This window comes from Serratia sp. KH_031 (genome assembly GCF_057839655.1).
In genome coordinates this window covers 1,126,469-1,146,007 of the sequence record NZ_CM174496.1, presented here as the reverse complement: position 1 = coordinate 1,146,007, position 19,539 = coordinate 1,126,469, and the positions used below count along the sequence as shown (strand labels likewise).

The 19,539-nt window shown below is 51.0% G+C and carries 12 protein-coding genes; 1 reads left to right on the top strand and 11 read right to left on the bottom strand.

The features are described 5' to 3' along the window. The first annotated feature begins 182 nt into the window (after positions 1 to 182). Positions 183 to 1,508: an amino-acid N-acetyltransferase gene (argA, locus tag AC3ISQ_RS05020; RefSeq protein ID WP_489351117.1), complete on the top strand. Its 1,326-nt coding sequence runs from the start codon at positions 183 to 185 to the stop codon at positions 1,506 to 1,508. Positions 1,509 to 1,534: 26 nt separating this feature from the next. Here argA and recD read toward each other — a convergent pair whose 3' ends face one another. From recD to ptsP, 11 genes are all read right to left on the bottom strand, one after another. Further along, positions 1,535 to 3,382: an exodeoxyribonuclease V subunit alpha gene (recD, locus tag AC3ISQ_RS05015; RefSeq protein ID WP_489351115.1), complete on the bottom strand. Its 1,848-nt coding sequence runs from the start codon at positions 3,380 to 3,382 to the stop codon at positions 1,535 to 1,537. Continuing rightward, positions 3,379 to 6,918 (bottom strand): exodeoxyribonuclease V subunit beta, encoded by a 3,540-nt coding sequence (gene recB / locus AC3ISQ_RS05010; RefSeq protein ID WP_489351113.1) that lies wholly within the window; start codon positions 6,916 to 6,918, stop codon positions 3,379 to 3,381. The genes recD and recB overlap by 4 nt, the downstream gene beginning before the upstream one ends. After that, on the bottom strand, positions 6,915 to 9,803 hold the full coding sequence (gene ptrA / locus AC3ISQ_RS05005; protein ID WP_489353132.1) for a pitrilysin: 2,889 nt from the start codon (positions 9,801 to 9,803) through the stop codon (positions 6,915 to 6,917). The genes recB and ptrA overlap by 4 nt, the downstream gene beginning before the upstream one ends. Before the next feature lie 184 nt (positions 9,804 to 9,987). Beyond that, entirely contained in the window at positions 9,988 to 13,359 is a 3,372-nt protein-coding gene (recC, locus tag AC3ISQ_RS05000) for an exodeoxyribonuclease V subunit gamma (RefSeq protein WP_489351111.1), read from the bottom strand. A gap of 21 nt (positions 13,360 to 13,380) precedes the next feature. After that, the gene (locus AC3ISQ_RS04995; RefSeq protein WP_489351109.1) at positions 13,381 to 13,734 is read right to left on the bottom strand and encodes a type IV pilus modification PilV family protein; all 354 of its coding nucleotides are present in this window, start codon (positions 13,732 to 13,734) and stop codon (positions 13,381 to 13,383) included. Further along, a complete protein-coding gene (locus AC3ISQ_RS04990; RefSeq protein WP_489351107.1) occupies positions 13,724 to 14,167 on the bottom strand; it encodes a YgdB family protein in 444 nt (147 codons plus the stop codon). Before AC3ISQ_RS04990 ends, AC3ISQ_RS04995 begins: the two co-directional genes overlap by 11 nt. Further along, the gene (locus AC3ISQ_RS04985) at positions 14,164 to 14,739 is read right to left on the bottom strand and encodes a prepilin peptidase-dependent protein (protein ID WP_489351105.1); all 576 of its coding nucleotides are present in this window, start codon (positions 14,737 to 14,739) and stop codon (positions 14,164 to 14,166) included. The genes AC3ISQ_RS04990 and AC3ISQ_RS04985 overlap by 4 nt, the downstream gene beginning before the upstream one ends. Next, complete coding sequence (locus tag AC3ISQ_RS04980) at positions 14,727 to 15,233, bottom strand: prepilin peptidase-dependent protein (RefSeq protein ID WP_489351103.1); 507 nt, start codon at positions 15,231 to 15,233, stop codon at positions 14,727 to 14,729. Before AC3ISQ_RS04980 ends, AC3ISQ_RS04985 begins: the two co-directional genes overlap by 13 nt. Positions 15,234 to 15,447: 214 nt before the next feature. Next, the gene (thyA, locus tag AC3ISQ_RS04975; protein WP_489351101.1) at positions 15,448 to 16,242 is read right to left on the bottom strand and encodes a thymidylate synthase; all 795 of its coding nucleotides are present in this window, start codon (positions 16,240 to 16,242) and stop codon (positions 15,448 to 15,450) included. A 6-nt stretch (positions 16,243 to 16,248) separates the two neighbouring features. Next, entirely contained in the window at positions 16,249 to 17,121 is an 873-nt protein-coding gene (gene lgt, locus AC3ISQ_RS04970) for a prolipoprotein diacylglyceryl transferase (protein WP_489351100.1), read from the bottom strand. A 164-nt stretch (positions 17,122 to 17,285) separates the two neighbouring features. After that, positions 17,286 to 19,532: a phosphoenolpyruvate--protein phosphotransferase gene (ptsP, locus tag AC3ISQ_RS04965; protein ID WP_489351098.1), complete on the bottom strand. Its 2,247-nt coding sequence runs from the start codon at positions 19,530 to 19,532 to the stop codon at positions 17,286 to 17,288. Positions 19,533 to 19,539 lie beyond the last annotated feature (7 nt).

Genomic DNA, 19,539 nt, shown 5'->3' with positions numbered 1-19,539 from the left:
ATTGGCAAAAACTTTAACTAATCCGCCCGGTGCTGTCATCAGAAAATCTTTCTATGGTTTTTCAATTTGTTAACGAATTAACGCCATTAATAGGTGAGCACGGATAATTTCTTACTTGCCATCAATACAAGAAAAGAATAAAAATACAAAAATACCGTATAAATATGCAAAGAGGATGTGCCGTGAAGGAACGTAGTACAGAGCTGGTTCAAGGATTCCGTCACTCAGTACCTTACATTAATGCCCACCGTGGCAAGACTTTTGTGGTCATGCTCGGTGGTGAAGCCATCGAACACCCAAACTTCCCCAGTATCGTCAACGATATTGGGCTACTGCATAGTCTAGGAATTCGCTTAGTTGTGGTTTATGGCGCTCGCCCCCAGATCGACGCCAATCTGGCGCAACATAATTTAGAACCTGTTTACCATAAATATACCCGCGTGACCGACGCCCAGACGTTAGAGCTGGTCAAACAGGCGGCTGGATTATTGCAATTAGATATCACCGCTCGTTTGTCGATGAGCCTGAACAACACGCCATTGCAAGGTGCCCACATTAATGTGGTCAGCGGTAATTTTATCATCGCTCAACCGTTAGGCATCGATGATGGCGTCGACTATTGCCACAGCGGTCGTATTCGCCGTATTGATGAAGAAGCTATTCATCGCCAGCTAGATAGCAAAGCCATTGTGCTCATCGGCCCAGTCGCGGTTTCCGTGACCGGCGAGAGTTTTAACCTGACCTCCGAAGAAGTCGCCACCCAATTGGCGATCAAATTGAAGGCTGAAAAAATGATCGGTTTCTGCTCATCACAAGGCGTGACCAATGCAGAAGGCAATATTATTTCCGAATTATTTCCCAATGATGCTCAGCGTCGCCTCGAGGAACTGGAAACCAGTGGTGATTACCACTCAGGCACCGTGCGTTTCCTGCGTGGCGCAGTCAAAGCCTGCCGCAGCGGTATACGTCGTAGCCATTTGATTAGTTATCAAGAGGATGGTGCGCTGGTGCAAGAGCTGTTCTCCCGCGACGGTATCGGGACACAAATCGTCATGGAAAGTGCCGAGCAGGTACGCCGCGCGACCATTAATGACATCGGCGGTATTCTGGAACTAATTCGTCCCCTGGAACAACAAGGTATCTTGGTGCGTCGTTCGCGCGAACAGTTGGAAATGGAGATCGACAAATTCACTATTATTGAACGCGATAATCTGACCATCGCTTGTGCGGCGCTGTATCCGTTCCCGGAAGAACGCATCGGTGAAATGGCTTGTGTCGCGGTACATCCGGATTACCGGAGCTCATCGCGTGGTGAAATGCTGTTGCAACGGGTAGAAGCGCAAGCACGCCAAATGGGGCTGCAAAAGCTATTTGTTCTCACCACCCGCAGTATCCACTGGTTCCAAGAGCGGGGCTTTACCCCAGCCGATGTAGAAGTGCTGCCAATGCAAAAACAAGCGCTGTACAACTACCAACGTCGTTCCAAGATCCTGCTGGCGGATTTGTAATGCTTGAGGGGAGCAATGCTCCCCTGTCATTCTGCTTTTAACCTTTCTACCAACCCACTACGGCGTTGAGTCGGTGTGCGAATGGCATTCGCTAACACGTTATCGGTGGCGTATAACGAGAGCCGTTGGCGTGCACGGGTGATAGCGGTATAGACCAGCTCACGGGTCAATACCGGTAGATAATGGTTTGGCAATACCAGAGCCGTATGGTCAAACTCAGAGCCTTGAGATTTGTGAACCGTCATGGCGTAGGCGGTTTCATACATCGGTAAACGACTAGGTTGCACCGATTTTATACTGCCATCGGGGAGTTGGAAGTGAACACGCAAATCGCCATTGGCATCGTGCAAAGCAATACCGATATCGCCGTTGAACAACCCCAATGCACTATCATTGCGCCCAATCATGATCGGACGACCAACATACCAACGCCCTAACCCACCCGGCGAGCGGTGTATCAAGCCTGCACGGTGTAAGCCATTTTCAATTCGCTCATTCAGCCCTGCCACACCAAATGGGCCTTCGCGTAAAGCACACAACAGTTGGAAACGACCAAATTCAGCCAAGACTTCTACGGCTTCAGCCCCTGCTGAAATTCGCTGTAAATAATGGCGATAACCCATCACACAGTGGTCGAGCAACATTTGATAATCTTCGGTTTCCGCTAAGGGGTAACCAGTCACATCGCTAAAACTACCGTTAAGTGCCTTACGAGCCTGTTGAACTTCCCCCGCGTTTACCGCTAAGGCGAGTTGACCAATACCGGACTGTGCATCAAAGCGATAACTTTTACGCAGCAAACACAGGCTTTCGCGCACGTTGGCAACCTGCGATTGATCGTTACCAGACAGTGCACACCCTGTCAGTCGGGTGAGTTGCTCAGCACGTGCGGCGCTATAACCTTGTTCAGCAAAGCGGCAGATATCACCCAATACCGCCCCCGCTTCCACAGAAGCAAGCTGGTCGCGATCGCCGAGGAAAATCACCTGCGCCTGTTCAGGTAATGCCGAAATCAACCGCGCCATCATCGGTAAATCCACCATTGAGGCTTCATCCACCACCAAAACGTCCAGATGTAGTCGATTACCGCTGTGATAACGCATCCGCTGGCTATTAGGTTGAGCGCCCAACAAGCGGTGCAAAGTCGTGGCTTCACTCGGGAATAACATCTGTTGCTCCGGCGGCAATCCCAGCTTACGGCTAGCTGCTCCTAACGATTCCGTCAGACGTGCGGCAGCCTTACCGGTCGGTGCCGCTAACTGAATACGTAGTCGGGCACCATCGGCAAGTTGGATCAACGCCGCCAGTAATTTAGCGACAGTGGTGGTTTTACCGGTTCCCGGCCCACCAGAGATCACCGATATTTTCCGCGTAGCCGCCACCGCTGCGGCAATTTTCTGCCAATCGGGTTCGCCTGTTGCTACGCCAAACAACCGATCGAGGATGGCTCGTAATTGCATTTCATCTACGTTCTGAGGAACGCTATCACTGCGAATAAAAACAGCGACTTCACCTTCGTTTTGCCACATCCGTTGCAGGTATAAACGTGATGACTGCAATACCAGTGGCGTGGCTTGACTGCCATCGCTAACGGCTGGTGAAGCAGACAAACGCTGCCGCCAACGCGCAATATCCGGCTGTCCGGCAGCTTGCCACATCGCCTGCGCTAATTCGGGCTGTCGACCTTCAAACAGGTTCTCTGGCAACAATTGTTCAAGCATTAGGCACACATGCCCTGCCCCCGCCTCCGCACTCAAACAAGCCGCTGCTAACAAAATATCAGGTTCATTATCAGTTGCCACGACTCGAGCAAATTGCACATCCAAAGGGCGTAAAACACCTAAGGCCAGCGCCTGTTGCAATAACGTGATCATGCCTCACACTCCGAGCCACTAAATAGCGCATCCATCCCTTCAACCAAGGCACATTCTGGGCGGCAGGCGAAAATACCGTTACCGGGGTGCTGCGCATCAACACCTCGTAAAAACAGATAGATAACACCGCCAAAGTGCTGCTGATAATCGTAATCAGCCAGCCGATGACGCAAATAACGGTGTAACGCTAAGGTATAAAGCTGATATTGCAGATCGTAGCGATGTTCCGCCATGGCCTGTTCCATCGCCGGACGGGTATAGGCACTACTGTCCTCACCCAACCAGTTAGATTTGTAATCCAGCAGGTAGTATTTACCTTGCCAGCAGAACACCAGATCGATAAAGCCTTTCAACATCCCCTGAACCTGCTGGAAATTCAGCGCCGAACATCGGGCAGAGAGCGGATCGTGGTGTTTAATCAACGCGTCCAGCTCATTGGCTTGTAGTAAGCGGTCGATCGGCAAGTAAAACTGCAATTCAGCCTGTTTTTGCTGTGGTGTCAAAGCCGCCAGTGCAACGCCCGTGTCGTTCAACGGTGTCTGTAGTAGCACTTGCATCCAATCATGTAATACTGGCAACCAATGTTCTGCAAACCCTTGTTTTTGGATTTGCTCCAACAACCAAACATCATCCAACGGTTGGCTAAAATCCAACGTTTCAAACAAACTGTGCAAGAAAGTCCCCGGCGCTGCACCGCGCGGGAAAGTATGAGGTGTGAGTACTGGCTCACTTGTTGTGGTCTGTTCGCCAGCCGCATCCACGTCCAACTTCGGTAGCAAATCCTGTATCGTGCCAGAGCCATGCTGTTGCAAACCGGTATAACTGGTTACGCGCCAGAAATCCTGTACCTGCCGCGTGAAGTGTTTAGCAGCCAACTCCGGCATAGCCGCAATCTGTGGTTGCCACGGCTGCTCATCTAACGTTTCGACCGCCGACAGCGCAATACCGTCACCACGTAATTGCTGCAAACATTCGTCCAGGTAAACTGCATCGCCCGCTTGCCCGTGCTGAATCAGGTACCCTAATGCGCTGCGATGTAAATCAGTTTCACCCTGCTTCTTGCGTGTTCCTTGAATCAGTGGCGCGATGCCAATACTACAGTGATAGACCGAACGGGTCAGTGCCACATACAACAGTCGCAGATCTTCCGCCAGCCGCTCTTCCTCTGCCCAAGCGATACTCTCTTCATTGGCATTCAAATCCAACAACGCTTGGAAACTATCGCGGTCGTGATACAACACCTGTTGTTGTTGGCGGAAGTTGCCGACAAACGGCAGCCACACTAAATTAAACTCCAACCCTTTGGATTTATGGATAGTAATCACCTGTACCAAATGGCGATCGCTCTCCAAACGGAGTTGTTGATTATCGGATTGACGATTAGGTTGGGTAATTTGTTGCGCCAGCCAACGCACCAAGGCATGCTCACTATCGAGTTGAGCCGAAGCCTCTTGTAGCAGCTCACCTAAATGCATCACATCGGTCAGACGGCGTTCTCCGCCGGGGCTAGCCAACAAATTTTCGGCCAAATGACGTTGGCTCATCACTTCACGCAACATCGGCAATACACCACGCCGCTGCCAGTGGGTACGGTAACGGTCGAACTCATCGACCAGTCCATCCCAAGCACTTTCGTCATGATTCAGGGCATCAAGCATTTGAGCATCGAGTCCCAACAACCCCGTCGCCATCGCGCTGCGTAACGTGCGCTCTTGTTCTGGCGTCAATACCGCCTGTAACAACCACAGCAGATCTTTGGCTTCTGGCGTATCAAAAACGCTATCGCGGTTGGAAAGATAGACCGAAGGAATATCCAGAGCGCTTAATGCATCTCGTACTAAGGCCGCCTCGTTACGACTACGCACCAGAATGGTGATGTCTGATGCCTGCACCGCCCGCTGGTCAGTCCCTTCGGTTAACCACGCCTGACTGCTCTGCCCAGCACTGAGCCAATCACGGATTTGCGTAGCACACTGGCGCGCCATAAGTTGTTGGTACTCACTAACCCCAACGCCTTCCCCCGGTAGCAACCAAAACTGCATCGCGGGTTGCGGCTGATTTTGTAGCTCGAAAACCAACCCTTGGTTCTTTTCTGCCGCCGCGACATTGATAAAAGGAATTTCACCAAACAGAAAAGGCTTTTCTACCTGAGAAAACAAGCGATTAACGCTGGCAACCATTTGAGGAGACGAGCGCCAGTTAGTTTCTAACGTATAGTGGGCGCTTACCTCAGAACGGGCGCGCATATAGGTAAAAATGTCCGCACCACGGAAGGCATAAATTGCCTGTTTCGGATCGCCGATTAACAGCAATCCACAATCGGGCTGTCCGACATAGATTTTTTGGAAGATACGATATTGCTGCGGATCGGTATCTTGGAATTCATCGATCATCGCCAACGGATAACGCTGACGGATTGCCTGCGCCAGTTGCTCCCCCCCCGCGCTTTGTAACGCACCATCCAATCGACTGAGTAAATCGTCAAAACCCAGCTCCGCACGCTGACGTTTTTCTTGTTGAATGGAAAGGCGAATTTCGCGCAGCGCACGCGCCATAATCAGATCACGCAGCGTCAGTGGTTCAGCAAACAGTTCGTCGATAGCAACAAACAACACATGCTGTGGAGCTTCGCCCTTTTTGGTTTTATCAAGCAGTACCGATTGGCGGAACTTCTCCAACTCTTTCGGTAATTGGTAATCCTGCGTGTCTTGCCCTACCCATTCGCCAACCTTATTCAACCAATTGGGTAGATGTTTACTGCTATAGCTCCGTTTATCGACACCAGACTGGCTGATTAACGCCTCTAATTCCCCTGCAACTGCCTGCCATTGCGCTTTGAGATCATTGATACGAGCCATAATCTTTTCATGACGCATCAATACGGTTTCTTCATCTTTAGGCGGCTGACGCAAACTGGGTGCTTCACCATGCAGGTAGCCAGCCAAATCGGCCAGCAGGGCTTCTGGGCCACTCCATTCCTGACTCACCGCACGGGCAACACCCAGCGGCAACGGATAACAGTGGCGCCGCCAGAAATCAGCGCAAGCCTGCCGACGTAGCGGTAATTCATCCTGTACCAACGTTTGTTCGAACAACACACCAGATTCAAAGGCGTTGTGAGTGAGCATCCGCTGGCAAAAGCCATGGATGGTATAGATAGCAGCTTCATCCATCTGCCGTTCTGCCGCCAGCAGTAGCGCGGCGGCATCTGATTTATCGTCGAGCTCTGCCAACAAGTCAGTGAATAACAGGTTATCGCTTTTGCCACGCACACAAGCGATACGCAGCCCATGAATGTTGCTACGAATACGCCCACGTAACTCTTCTGTCGCGGCTTCGGTAAAAGTAACCACTAAGATCTCTTCCACCGTCAATCGGCGGTGGAAAGCCGCTGCTTGACCTAAGCCAAGCAGCAAACGCAGATATAACGCGCCAATGGTAAAGGTTTTACCGGTTCCCGCCGAAGCCTCAATCAAACGTTCGCCAAATAATGGCAGGCTGAGTGGTTCTAACTTCTGCGGGGTTACTGATGTCATGGTGTAATGACCTTACGTGGCAAAGTTTGCTGCAACGCAGAAGCATTTGGATAAGTCACCCAATCTTTCGGGGCAGCATAATCGCTTTTCTTCTGGTCGTTACCGCTCACTTGAGACAATACGGCCAAACCTTGCGGTTGGATCACCGCTTGTTGGAAGAAGTCCGCCAATTTGGCCGGGGTCAATTGTTTAACCTGAGCAATCACTTTTTCACGGGTATCAAATGCGAAATTGCCACGGTCGAAATCATTGCTGAAACGGCTAGCTTCTTCGCTCAGGGTTTGCGGACGCTGCTGTAACTCATTAATCATCGCCTGCTTATATTGATCGAAATCTGCCGTGCTCATCTCACGCAGGCGTTTTTCGGTTTTCGGATAGAAATCCTGATAACGCTGATAGAGATAGGCTGGTTGTTTGGCGTTGCTCTGTAACAGGAAACCGACACCCCACTGACGCCCTACGGCCATCGGGAAGGCAAACACCGCATAACCCAACTGTTCTTGAGTACGCAATTGGTTGTAGAACCAAGGCTGAATGATTTGCCCCAACAATGAGCTATAAGCCATACCGGTCACTTCATCATAACCCGTCGGGACATATACCGCCGCCAACGCCGAATCGGTACTGCTGCCAAGGCGTTGCAGGTTCGCCGGCTGCGCTTTGTTGATCTGTACATCTTCGCCGTGCCACCACGTGACGCCAGTACAAGCCAGTTTTTGTTTCAGTGAAGAGGCCAGAGTATCCACCTGTTGCTTGCTCATATTGCCCACCACCAGCAATTCTGGGGTTGCATCAGTCAACAAGCTATTGCGATAGGCCAATACATCTTTCAATGTCAGTGTCTTCAACACCTTACGACGTTCTTCTCGTTCGGTATAAGGCACGCGAGATAACATCTGTACCGGCTGCATCGCCAATTCAAATGCCTTACCTTTTTCTGCCGCATCCAGTTGTTGCAGATACCAAGATTTGGCCTGCTCTAACTGATCTTCGGTTGGCGTAAAGCTGGAGTAGCCTTCAATCAGTGAAGTCAGCAGTTGCGGTAGACGTTGAGTGAAACCATTGGCGTTAAACATCAGACCGTTATTTGGCGAAGTCGAGAAGCTCAGCCCACCAATTGATGCCTGATAGCTCAACTGATCCAGAGCCAAACCAGCCAGATAATCGGTCAGGGAGAACAGCACTTGATTACGTGCTGAATCCATCGTTTTGGCATTGCGGAAAGCCACGGTGACATCCGCTTTTGGCTCATCAGCAAAATAGCGGCTCGGCATATACAACACGCGCAAGCCCGGTTGATCCACCACCATTTCTGGTTTGCGGTACTTATGAGTCGGTTTGTTAAGGCTGAAATTATCCGGGATGTAAGGGTTCAGCGCCGGTAAAGACAGAGCAATCTTTTCCCCCATCTTTTGCCACTCGGCAAAACGCTGAGGTTTGATTTTATCGACCTGATAAGGCGCATTAACGAAGTACGCCATCTTATTATGTGGTTCATCCGGGCTGACAAACCAGATGCGGGCATTTTCTGGCGTCATTTCATCTAAACGTTGGGCAATCGCTTTTGGATCGTAGCGGTCAGCCAGATAAGATGAATCCAGAGCGTGTTCGACCGGAACGCGAAGCATGGTATCCACTAACCATTCGATATAATCCATATCGCGGGTAATGGACGGATAGCGGAAGTCCAAATTCAATACATGGGCAATTTCATTAAAGTAGCTCTGCTTAATACCTTCACTACGTAGCATTTTCAGGTAGTTGAAGATCGCAGCGACCACTTCATCGCGCTGCGCCAGACCTTTATCGGTCAACGACACACTGATCGAGAACACGCCGCCGTTACGATCCACCATCGGATCGGCACCCGCATTGATCGCATCTGCCAAACCTTGTTTTTGTAGCCAGTCAGACAGGGTATTCTTGCTGCGATTCCCAATCAGATAGCCGATATAAGTGTCCGTTTTACTGCGAAATTCCGCACTATTATTATCAATGCGGAATTCTACTTTCAGCTGCTTACGCGGTTGCGCTGGAACATAGTGAATGATGATACCTTTTTGCGCCGCAGTGACCGCAGGAACGGTAATTGGCGATACGCTGGCATCATGGTTTTGAATTTTGCCAAAGGTTTTAGCTGCCATTTCTGCCAACTGTGGCAATGACTGGTTGCTGTACAACACCCCCATCATCAAGTTGGCGGAATAATAGCGTTGATAGAACGCGGTCAACTCATCATGCAGTTTGCTGCCCGGTTTATCTTTCAGCGTTTCAAGATTGCCGCCGGAGAAACGTGCGCTTGGGTGCGCCGGGTTCAAGGTTTCGGCTCCGACCTGCGCCATACGCATCCCATCGCGGGAACGCGCCATGGTCAGTTCAGCATTAACCGCATTACGCTCTTTATCGGCGTTGCTCGAGTCCAACAAAGGCTCAGCGATAGCATCCGCCATACGATCAACTGCCGGTTCTAACGCATCATTTTCCACTTCCAAATAGAACGCGGTGCGATAAGAGGCAGTGCTGGCGTTGTGGCTGCCACCATGTTTTTTCAAGAACTCAGACAGACTTTCAGGTTCTGGATAGCGTTTGGAGCCCATCAGCACCATATGCTCAAGGTAGTGTGCCAAACCCAATTGGCTGTTGGGATCTTCCAACGAACCCACCGGCAATGCCAGCGCTGCCAATGACTTAGGTGCCTGAGGATCAGAAACTAGCAATACCGTCATGCCATTGGCTAACTTAATCGCCTGATAGTTTCGCGGATCGTGATCACTTTTGTGGATCGTCTCCGCCAGCGGTTGCCAACCCTGTGCAGCCCAACTGAGCGGTGCCCAAAACATAACCAAAAACAACAACCCGGTAAAACGAGCAAACTGTCTGCGTATATCCAAAATGAACCCCTATTCTGTCCGTCACCCTACACTCATTCCCGAGCATTCATGGCGCACTGAAAAAAATACTAAAACTATATGTCTTTACGTTATGTAAGACTGGGGATGACCCCGATAGTTGAATATAAAAACTGACTATTCTTACCACTCGCCCAACGTCAACACCACTGTACGATTGTTACCCTAAGTTATGCCGTGCCACCGGCAGCAGATAACGTTCTGTTTCCAACTGAATTTGCTCTAAATAATGATTATCTAACTGGCGAAACACCCGCTGAATATAAGGATCGGCACCTTCGCCCGGTACGCGCTGATCGCCTTGCCAAGTTTGGAGTAACTTCGCCCGCGCTTTAGTTTGTACCTCTTCATCCCAATCGATTTGCTGGCTCTCGGCCTGATAACACTGACTTAACCACGCCCAACCGCTTTTGTTTAGCAAAATCAACGGTTGGTTCAGTCCTCGTTGATAACCCGCGACCAAATGTTCAAGCTGCTCTAGCGCCACTTCTGGTTGCATTGGGGCAAAACGCCAAGTCGAATTTTTACGTCCATAACTACGACTTTCCCCGGTTCCGCCTACACAGCAATACACTAAGTGTTCCAACCATAATAGGATGCCATCAACCGCTGACAAGGTTGCTGGCCGCCACCGCAATAAGCCATCGGATTGAACCTGATGCAACCAGCCCGTAATACGCACACCAGCAACGGCAATATCCAATTCCAGACTGTGACTTTCACCCCGCTCGCTGCGCACCTGCTCAGCCAATTCGACCATCTCTTCCTGCTGTTTCTGCCAATATATCTCGCCAAAAGCACCATACGGCAGGCCACCGGAGGCTCGAATACGTTGGTACAGACGCGCGACATCTTCCCCTTCAATCAGGGTATTGAGCAGTTGGTTGTTGAACTGATAACGACTGAGGTTATCCAGCGTAAAAGGCTCTTCATCCGGCAGTTCTGTTTCTTCCAAAATAAAGTTGACGCCCAGTCGTAGCTGGAAGAAAGCCCGAATCGGGTGACGATAAAAACGCAGCAGATCGTCCAGTGAGATTTGGAGTTTTTCTTCACTCAGTAGCGGTTGATTGAATGCCGGATGCGACGCACCGCGACCATCAGCAGCAGGTAGCCATTCTGCGGCATAGCTTTGCTCTTCACTCCCCGGTAAGAAATTCTCAGCGGCAAACGGCATTCGGGCATGCCAATTGAGTAAGTGTTTCCCCACTCGTTTGGCGCTGCTATCGGCATCCAGCACTTCATCACCCGGCAGGCGATAACTTTGCTCCAGATATTCCAGTAATTCCGTCACTAATACCGAAGGATAACGTTCTTTGTTGTCTTGGATCGAACGGCCAATAAAGCTGATATATAACCGTTGCTGCGCCGAGAGGATCGCTTCTAGGAACAAATAACGGTCGTCGTCACGACGGCTACGGTCGCCACGTTGTACTTGCTGCGCCATTAAATCGAAACCTAGCGGTGGCAAAGTGCGTGGATAAACACCATCGTTCATGCCCAACAAACAAACCACTTTGAATGGGATAGAACGCATTGGCATCAGGGTGCAGAAGTTGATTTGCCCAGCGAGGAAACGTTGGCTGATACGCTCCTGATCCAGCCGTGCAGCGAGCTCATCGCGCAATAAGGTCAAAGGCACATCATCGGGATATTGTGCATCAATCCCGTAATTAATCACTTTCTGCCATTGTTGCTCGATCAGTGCTAACGCCACTTCACTCTCATCGTCTGAAACGAAGAACGCCTCCAACAACTGACGACAAAGCGGTAACCATTCACTGAGTGGCCGTACCTCGCTCAAAAGCTGTCGCCAATGACTGAGTTGCGCTAACAACTCCGCTAACTGCCCGGCCAATTCTGCGACTAAACCGCTAGATTCATCATACGGCAGCACACCTTGCCAATCACCCACGTTACTGTCCATCGCGTATCCCAGCAGCATACGCGTGATACCAAATTGCCAGGTGTGCTGACCGGTAGCAGGTAACTCAAGCTCCCGCACATTGTCATCGTCCAACCCCCAGCGAATACCCGATTCACCCACCCAATGCCGCAACAACCGCAGGCCATCTTCTTGAATGGAGAAACGTGCCGCTAACGCCGGAACCTCCAGCAGCGCCAAAACCTGTTCAGAGGTAAAACGGCTTTGCGGCAGATCGAGCAAAGCAATAAACGCCTGTAGCGCCGGATGCGCTTGCCGGGCTTTGCGGTCAGAGATGGCAAACGGTAAATAACGTTCGCCGGAAGCATTGCCAAACACCGCTTGAATATAAGGGGTGTAGCTATCAATATCCGCCACCATCACGATGATGTCGCGCACCGTAAGAGAAGGATCTTCCGCCAGTATGGTCAGTAGCTGATCGTGCAACACTTCAACTTCACGCTGCGGACTGTGGCAGGCATGGAGACTAAAGGAACGATCCTGCGGATCAAGCAATCGCTTGTTATCACTACGTTCTAACGTTTCAGGTGTCGTTCCAATAATGGCGCTGTTTTTCAATTCCAGCATATCGTGTTGAATGCCATGCAGCAGGTTATCGGCAGGAACATCAACAAAAGCGAACACTTCCTGTGCAGATTCCATCTGGGAAAGTAGGAAGTGATTATCACGCCCCAGTTTTCCCCAAGAGGCTAACAGCGGGTTCGGTAAATCCTGTTCACCTTGTTCATTGAACAAGCTGGCAGCGTTATCAGGATCGCGGAATAAGGCATGTTCCGTAGTCTCGCGATAATGCTTGCGACGGCGACTTTGCAGCTTCGCCAAAAATGACTGACTTTGAATATCACCCCAGTAGTAACGGCAAGGGTTGGTAAACATCAGGTGAATATCAATATGTTTACCCAGTGCTTGTAATGCCGACAAATACACTGGTGGCAAAGCGGATATACCACAGATAAACACTCGCGGTGGTAAACCCACAGGGCAGGTTTTCGCCTTTTCTAGTTCATTGATAAAGCGGTGGTACAAGTTGGCACGGTGCCATTCCGGCTGGCCTAATTCTTCGGTGTACTCCACCAATCGTGCCCAAAGCGGTGCTTGCCATTGCTGTGCTTCAGCCAGCCCTTCAACCTGTTCGCCACACAGCCAGCTTTCTAACCACTGAGGGCGATAAACCAGATATTGGTCAAACAGATCCGCGACGCGGCCAGCCAATTGGTGAATCTTGCGTTTATCACCGTCGTCACTCAAGTAATGCTGTAATGACGCGAATTCAGGTCGTGTCAGCATTTCCGGCAACAGCCACATCAGCTTCCAGGTCATGGCATCTTTGCTGAAGGCACTTTCCTTCGGGATACCCGGTAACACCTTGGTGAACATATCCCAGATGAAAGTGGCGGGTAGCGGAAAGGCTATATTGGCAGCAATGCCAAACTGCTGCGCCAATTGCATTTGCAGCCACTGCGCCATGCCGGGGCTTTGCACCAACACCACTTCCTGTTGGAAAGGATCGGCCAATGGCTCGCGGGCTATCAACGCACTGGTTAGCGTTTTCAACAGATCCAACTGATTGGAGTGGTAAACCGTGAACATTTGGCTCCTTCAAAACCCGTATTATGGCAGGGCGCAAAACCAGCGACTAAGCTGCACTTGCTGCCGCTGTGGCGTTTGTATTTTTATCGTTAACCGTTGGCATGAGGTTTCAGCGGTATGCAACTGAATATCTTGCTGCCAACCAGATGGAGCTTCACCTTCAGTTTTTCCGCTGGCGGCAAAGCGCTCCAACTGCTGATGCGCCAACGTCCAAGCTTGTCGATACTGCCATTGGCGCTGAAAACCTTGCAATAATACCTGATGGTATTGTAACAGGCCGAGCAACGATACCGCGAATAACAAAGCGGCGATCAATACCTCTGGCAAGCTGAACCCTTGTTGATTGGTTTGTAAATGACGCCGTTTATCCTGCACAGGCATCCTCTTTCTTTTCCGGGCAAAAATCTAACCAACCGCCTTTTTCTGCGATCAATCCCCCCGCATTACCCGGTATGGTGAGCTGATATAACCACAAAGGTTCATCGCCTTCTTTTCCACCACGACCGCGTAGTAACACGATGCCCGTTCGTGCAGAAAGCCGGGCGCAAGCTTGGAGAGAGTCCCCCACCTGACGCTGGCAAAACCATCCAGCATTATTGAGTCTGGCAGCAGGCCAAGTTTGTACCAATCCCCAGTTCAACGACGATGCTGCCTGATTATAGGCTTGCAGATAACGTTGCTGATCGGCTGCAAGTAACAAAGCGCTATCCATTTGCCGATGCTGGGCATTCAGTAACATCAACCCCATGACGAGTAACAGCATCACCGCCGCCAACGTGCTACCACCTTGTTGCTGATGTAACCTCATTGCGCCTCCATACTCACAACCCAACTTAGGCTACGCTGGATCCCCTCGTGTACCGTAGAGCGCCCACCCAGCGTCAGTATGATAGGTACACGCCCTACGCTTTCTGGCTGAACACTCACACTAAAAGTATCAATCTGTATTTCTTCTTGATCGAGCAACCGTTCCCAATGATTTCCCCGGCATTGGCTAACACCACGTTGCCCTTCTAATGCACCTTGCCGTAGGCGATAGCCAAAATATTCGGCCTCCGCGCCACTGCTTTCCCAACGCCCATTGCGGTTAAGATCGTAGGCAACAATCACGCAACTGCCCGCAATCTCGCCCTCAGCATGGGAGATCAATAATGCTCTCCCTTGGCATTGCCCGGCGCAAAAACCGGTACGCCTCAGGTCTTTTTCAATACCAAATGCTAATTGGCGCAGGACAGACTCCAATCGATAATGTTGCCCCACATAAACACTTTGTTGCCGCAGCAGCGGATAGGTTTTAGCCGCAGCCAACGCAATCAGGCTGCCAAAGGTCATCGCTAGCATGACTTCCGGCAGAGTAAAACCGCGTTCTAAGGCTGGCATGGGGTAATCCCCCGCACGGCTTGCCCTTCACTACACAGCCGTAACCGTCCTTTCGCGGACAACACCAACCGAAGTTGCCCTGCTCCGTTACTAAGCTGGATATGCCCAGCCTGCGCATTGTTACGCAATCCATAAAACCCCATCTCCTTTTGCGTAAAGCCCACCAGTTCCACATCCTGATAATCGGGTTTAAACACCCAACCCTCACCGAGTGAGCAATTAGCTGGCACTTCACCGCTGCCAACACACCAAGGATTACCCATTTTTATCCACAGTAATGCGGTTCGGTTGCGCCAATTAGCGTCGTTTTGTAGTCGCCCCAGAAATGCCAACAGTTGTTGAGCGGTATGTTCCAAACGCAATGCCTGTTGGTAGTGGCGCCAATGACTCACGCCCCAACTGGTGAGCATCCCGGCCAAAGTCATAACGACTAGCAATTCAATCATTGTCATTCCACATTGGCGGCGCCATTTATCAGTTAAATATTCGTTCATGGCGCTGAGTTTAATCGGCTAAAAAACCTTGCCTAGCGGCATTTGGCGAGCTTGGAAAACGCTACGCAAAGTTTTTGTGCAACGGCTGAAACTTCAAAATGAAATGCGGTGAGTTTCGCAAAAGTAGAGGGGAGAACCGGAAGAAGAATGAAGCAAATAAAAAGGGCCAGACAAATGTCCAGCCCTTGGTATCACGCTGATGATATCGTGAGGATCAGACTGCGACCGGAGCCTTGATCGGCGGATGCGGATCGTAACCTTCGATTTCAAAATCTTCGAAGCGATAATCAAACAATGATGCAGGTTTACGTTTGATCACCAGTTTCGGCAATGAACGTGGTTCGCGAGTCAGTTGCAAATGAGTTTGTTCCATGTGGTTGCTGTACAGATGGGTATCACCACCAGTCCAAACAAAATCACCAACTTCCAAATCACACTGCTGCGCCATCATATGCACTAACAGCGCATAGCTGGCGATATTGAATGGCAGACCGAGGAACACATCGCACGAACGCTGATACAGCTGGCAAGAGAGCTTGCCATCGGCGACATAGAACTGGAAGAATGCATGGCACGGTGCCAACGCCATCTTATCCAATTCACCCACGTTCCAAGCAGAAACAATAATACGACGTGAGTCAGGATCTTGTTTCAACTGCTGCAACACATTGCTCAACTGATCGATTTGACGACCATCAGCTGCGCCCCAAGCACGCCATTGTTTGCCATAAACCGGCCCTAAATCGCCGTTTTCATCTGCCCACTCGTCCCAAATAGTGACGTTATTCTCGCGCAGATAAGCAACATTGGTATCGCCATTCAAGAACCACAACAGCTCATGAATGATCGAACGCAAGTGGCATTTTTTGGTCGTCACCAGCGGAAAACCTTCCTGCAAATTGAAACGCATCTGGTGGCCGAAAATCGACAACGTGCCGGTGCCGGTACGGTCGGCTTTAGGGGTGCCCGTTTCGAGCACGGTTTTCATCAAATCCAGATACTGTTTCATTTTTCCTCACGACTGTTGTTGCGCAGGGCGACGACGATACGCCCAAACCATCATAATAATACCGGCGATAACCATCGGGATAGACAGGATCTGCCCCATGCTGATCACACCGTCGAACAGGCCAAGTTGCGCATCCGGTTGGCGGAATGATTCAACGATGATACGGAATGCGCCATAACCGATCAGGAACAGGCCAGATACCGCCCCCATTGGGCGCGACTTACGGATAAACAGGTTCAGGATGATGAACAGTACTACGCCTTCCAACAGCAACTCATACAGCTGCGATGGGTGACGCGGTAGCACTCCATACTGGTTCAGCAACGGTAGCCATTTCGGATCGGCTGCCGCAATCGCGATATCTTCGCTGCGCGAACCTGGGAACAACATAGCCCAAGGTACGTCGGTAGTAACGCGGCCCCAAAGCTCACCGTTGATGAAGTTACCAAGACGACCTGCGCCCAAGCCAAATGGGATCAGCGGAGCAATAAAATCAGAAACTTGGAAGAAAGTGCGTTTGGTACGACGGGCGAACCAGAACATCACCAAGATCACGCCAATCAGACCGCCGTGGAATGACATTCCGCCATCCCAGACTTTGAACAGATACAGCGGGTTTTCCAAGAACAATGGCAGGTTATAGAACAACACATAACCGACGCGGCCACCGACAAACACCCCAAGGAAACCAGCATACAGCAGGTTTTCTACTTCGTCTTTGGTCCAGCCACTGCCGGGCTTGTTAGCGCGACGAATTGCCAGCCACATGGCAAAAACAAAACCTACTAGGTACATCAAACCGTACCAATGCAGGGATACCGGGCCGATCGAGAAAATTACCGGATCAAATTTAGGAAACGCCAGATAGCTAGTGCTCATCTATCACCACAATATGTCTATTTATTCTTCCCCATCCGGGGGCGGCAGGTGCCAAGTGCGACAATGGCATGTGCACTTAAGGTTGCGCATCATAACATAGGCTTACGCTTGCCCGGATTGGTCATCCGGGAAAAGTTCTGTAAAAAAATCAGTCAGCCTGCAGCTTACTTACCACCGCGGATCAGACCACCCATACCACGACGCTCCATAAAGGCCGCGACCAAATGGCGTACTTCGGTGGTCATTTGGGCGTTCAGTACCCGTTGCGCCAACAATTCGGCATCAGCAAGTTCGATATGCCGCAGAAGATATTTGATTCGCGCGACGCTACGTCCGTTCATACTCAGGTTGCGATACCCCATACCGACCAATAACAAAGCCCCCATTGGATCTCCCGCCAGTTCGCCACAGAGGCTAACGTACAATCCTGCAGCGTTCCCCTGTTCGATGATCAGTTTCAACACCTTCAACATCGAGGGATGCAAACTGTCGTACAACGAGGCCACTCGGGTATTGTTACGATCGACCGCTAACAAATATTGCGTCAGATCGTTGGTGCCCACCGAAATGAAATCCACTCGCCCCACCAGATACGGGATCAGGAAGATCATCGATGGCACTTCCAACATGACACCGATTTTCGGTTTCGGGATCTCGTAACCCAGATCTTCTTCCACCTCACACCCAGCGCGATCGATCAAGCGTTTGGCTTCGTCAATCTCTTCCAGACTGGTGACCATCGGCAGCAGAATACCCAGATTGCCAGTCCCTGCATTGGCTCGTAGCATGGCACGTACTTGGACCAAAAATATTTCTGGTTGATCCAGCGTTACGCGAATACCCCGCCAGCCAAGACACGGGTTTTCTTCACTGATCGGCATGTACGGCAGTTGTTTGTCAGAGCCGATATCCAGCGTGCGCAAGGTGACAGGTTTGCTCGGGTACAGTTGCAACATGCCCTGATACTGCGCCACTTGTTCTTCTTCTGATGGGAAACCGCTCTGTAACATGAACGGAATTTCGGTACGGTACAAACCGACGCCATCGACACGTCCGCCTAACAATTGTTCATGTTCAGGGCTCAGACCTGCGTTCAGCAACACCTGAACTCGCTCGCCGGTTTTCAATGCTGCCGGTTGCTCAACGTCGTCTTCCGCCAGCTTGCTAAGTTCAATCTCTTCGTTGATTAGCCGCTGATATTCCTGCACTAAAACTGGTTCAGGATCGACTAACAACTCACCGCGATAACCATCAACGATCAGCAAACGCTGGTTAAGCAACGAAGGCTGAATATCAGCACCCATCACCGTCGGCACGCCCATCGCCCGTACCAAAATAGCGGCGTGTGAGTTGGCGGCACCATCACGCACCACCACACCGACCAAACGCTCTTGTGGCACTTCCGCCAACAGAGTTGCGGTCAGTTCATCCGCCACCAGAATGAAACGCGCTGGCCACTGGCTGGCACCTTGAGTGGTATCATCGAGATGGAATAACAACCGCTGCCCTAACGCGCGTAGATCGCTGGCGCGTTCACGCATATAGGCATCTTGCAGGTTAGCGAACTGCGCAGCAAAGGCTTCAATCACCTGTTTCACTGCCCATTCAGCGACGGCGCCACCATCAACCTCAGCAAATAATTCGCGTTTGAGACGCGCATCGTTAAGCAAGTGAGAGTAGAGATCGAAAATCGCCGCGCTTTCTTTTTGCGAACTGGCGGCAAAACGTTTACTGAATCGACGAAACTCGGCACCAGCCTCTTCCAACGCCTGCGTCAAGCGTTCACGTTCGCTGGCGGTATCCAGCGTCGAAGCCTGATAAACCTGATCAAGCGACGGCTGGCTGCTGTCTTGCCACCCTTCAGCGACCGCAACGCCCGGCGATGCCGCCAGAGCTCGGATACGCGTTTGGCGATACTGACCGAAAATTGCATTGAGTTGTGACTGCGAGAGGATGCCGGCCATTTGCGTGGCCAAGGTCACTAAGAAGGATTCTTCGCTTTCGTCGAATTGACGCAGCTCACGCTGCTGCACCACCAGCACCCCAAGCAACTGTCGGCGATGAATAATCGGTACGCCGAGGAAGGATCGGAAACGATCCTCTTTCACTTGGGGAACATATTTGAAGCTGGGGTGACTTTGGGCATCGGCCAAGTTGATAGGTTCGGCACGCCGTCCAACCAACCCAACCACACCTTCATCAAATGCTAACGCAATAGTGCGCCCACGCGGTTTCTTGAGCCCGCGTGTCGCCATTAGGTAGTAGCAGCGGCGATCGTTATCAGCCAGATAAATGGAACAAACTTCCGTATCCATCGCCAGACAGGTTTCGTTGACTAAAAGATCCAGCGAATCTGTCAAACTGGCCGCTGCGGCCACCTTCTCAACAATTTCTCGCAAGCGCGTCAGCATAGTCTGC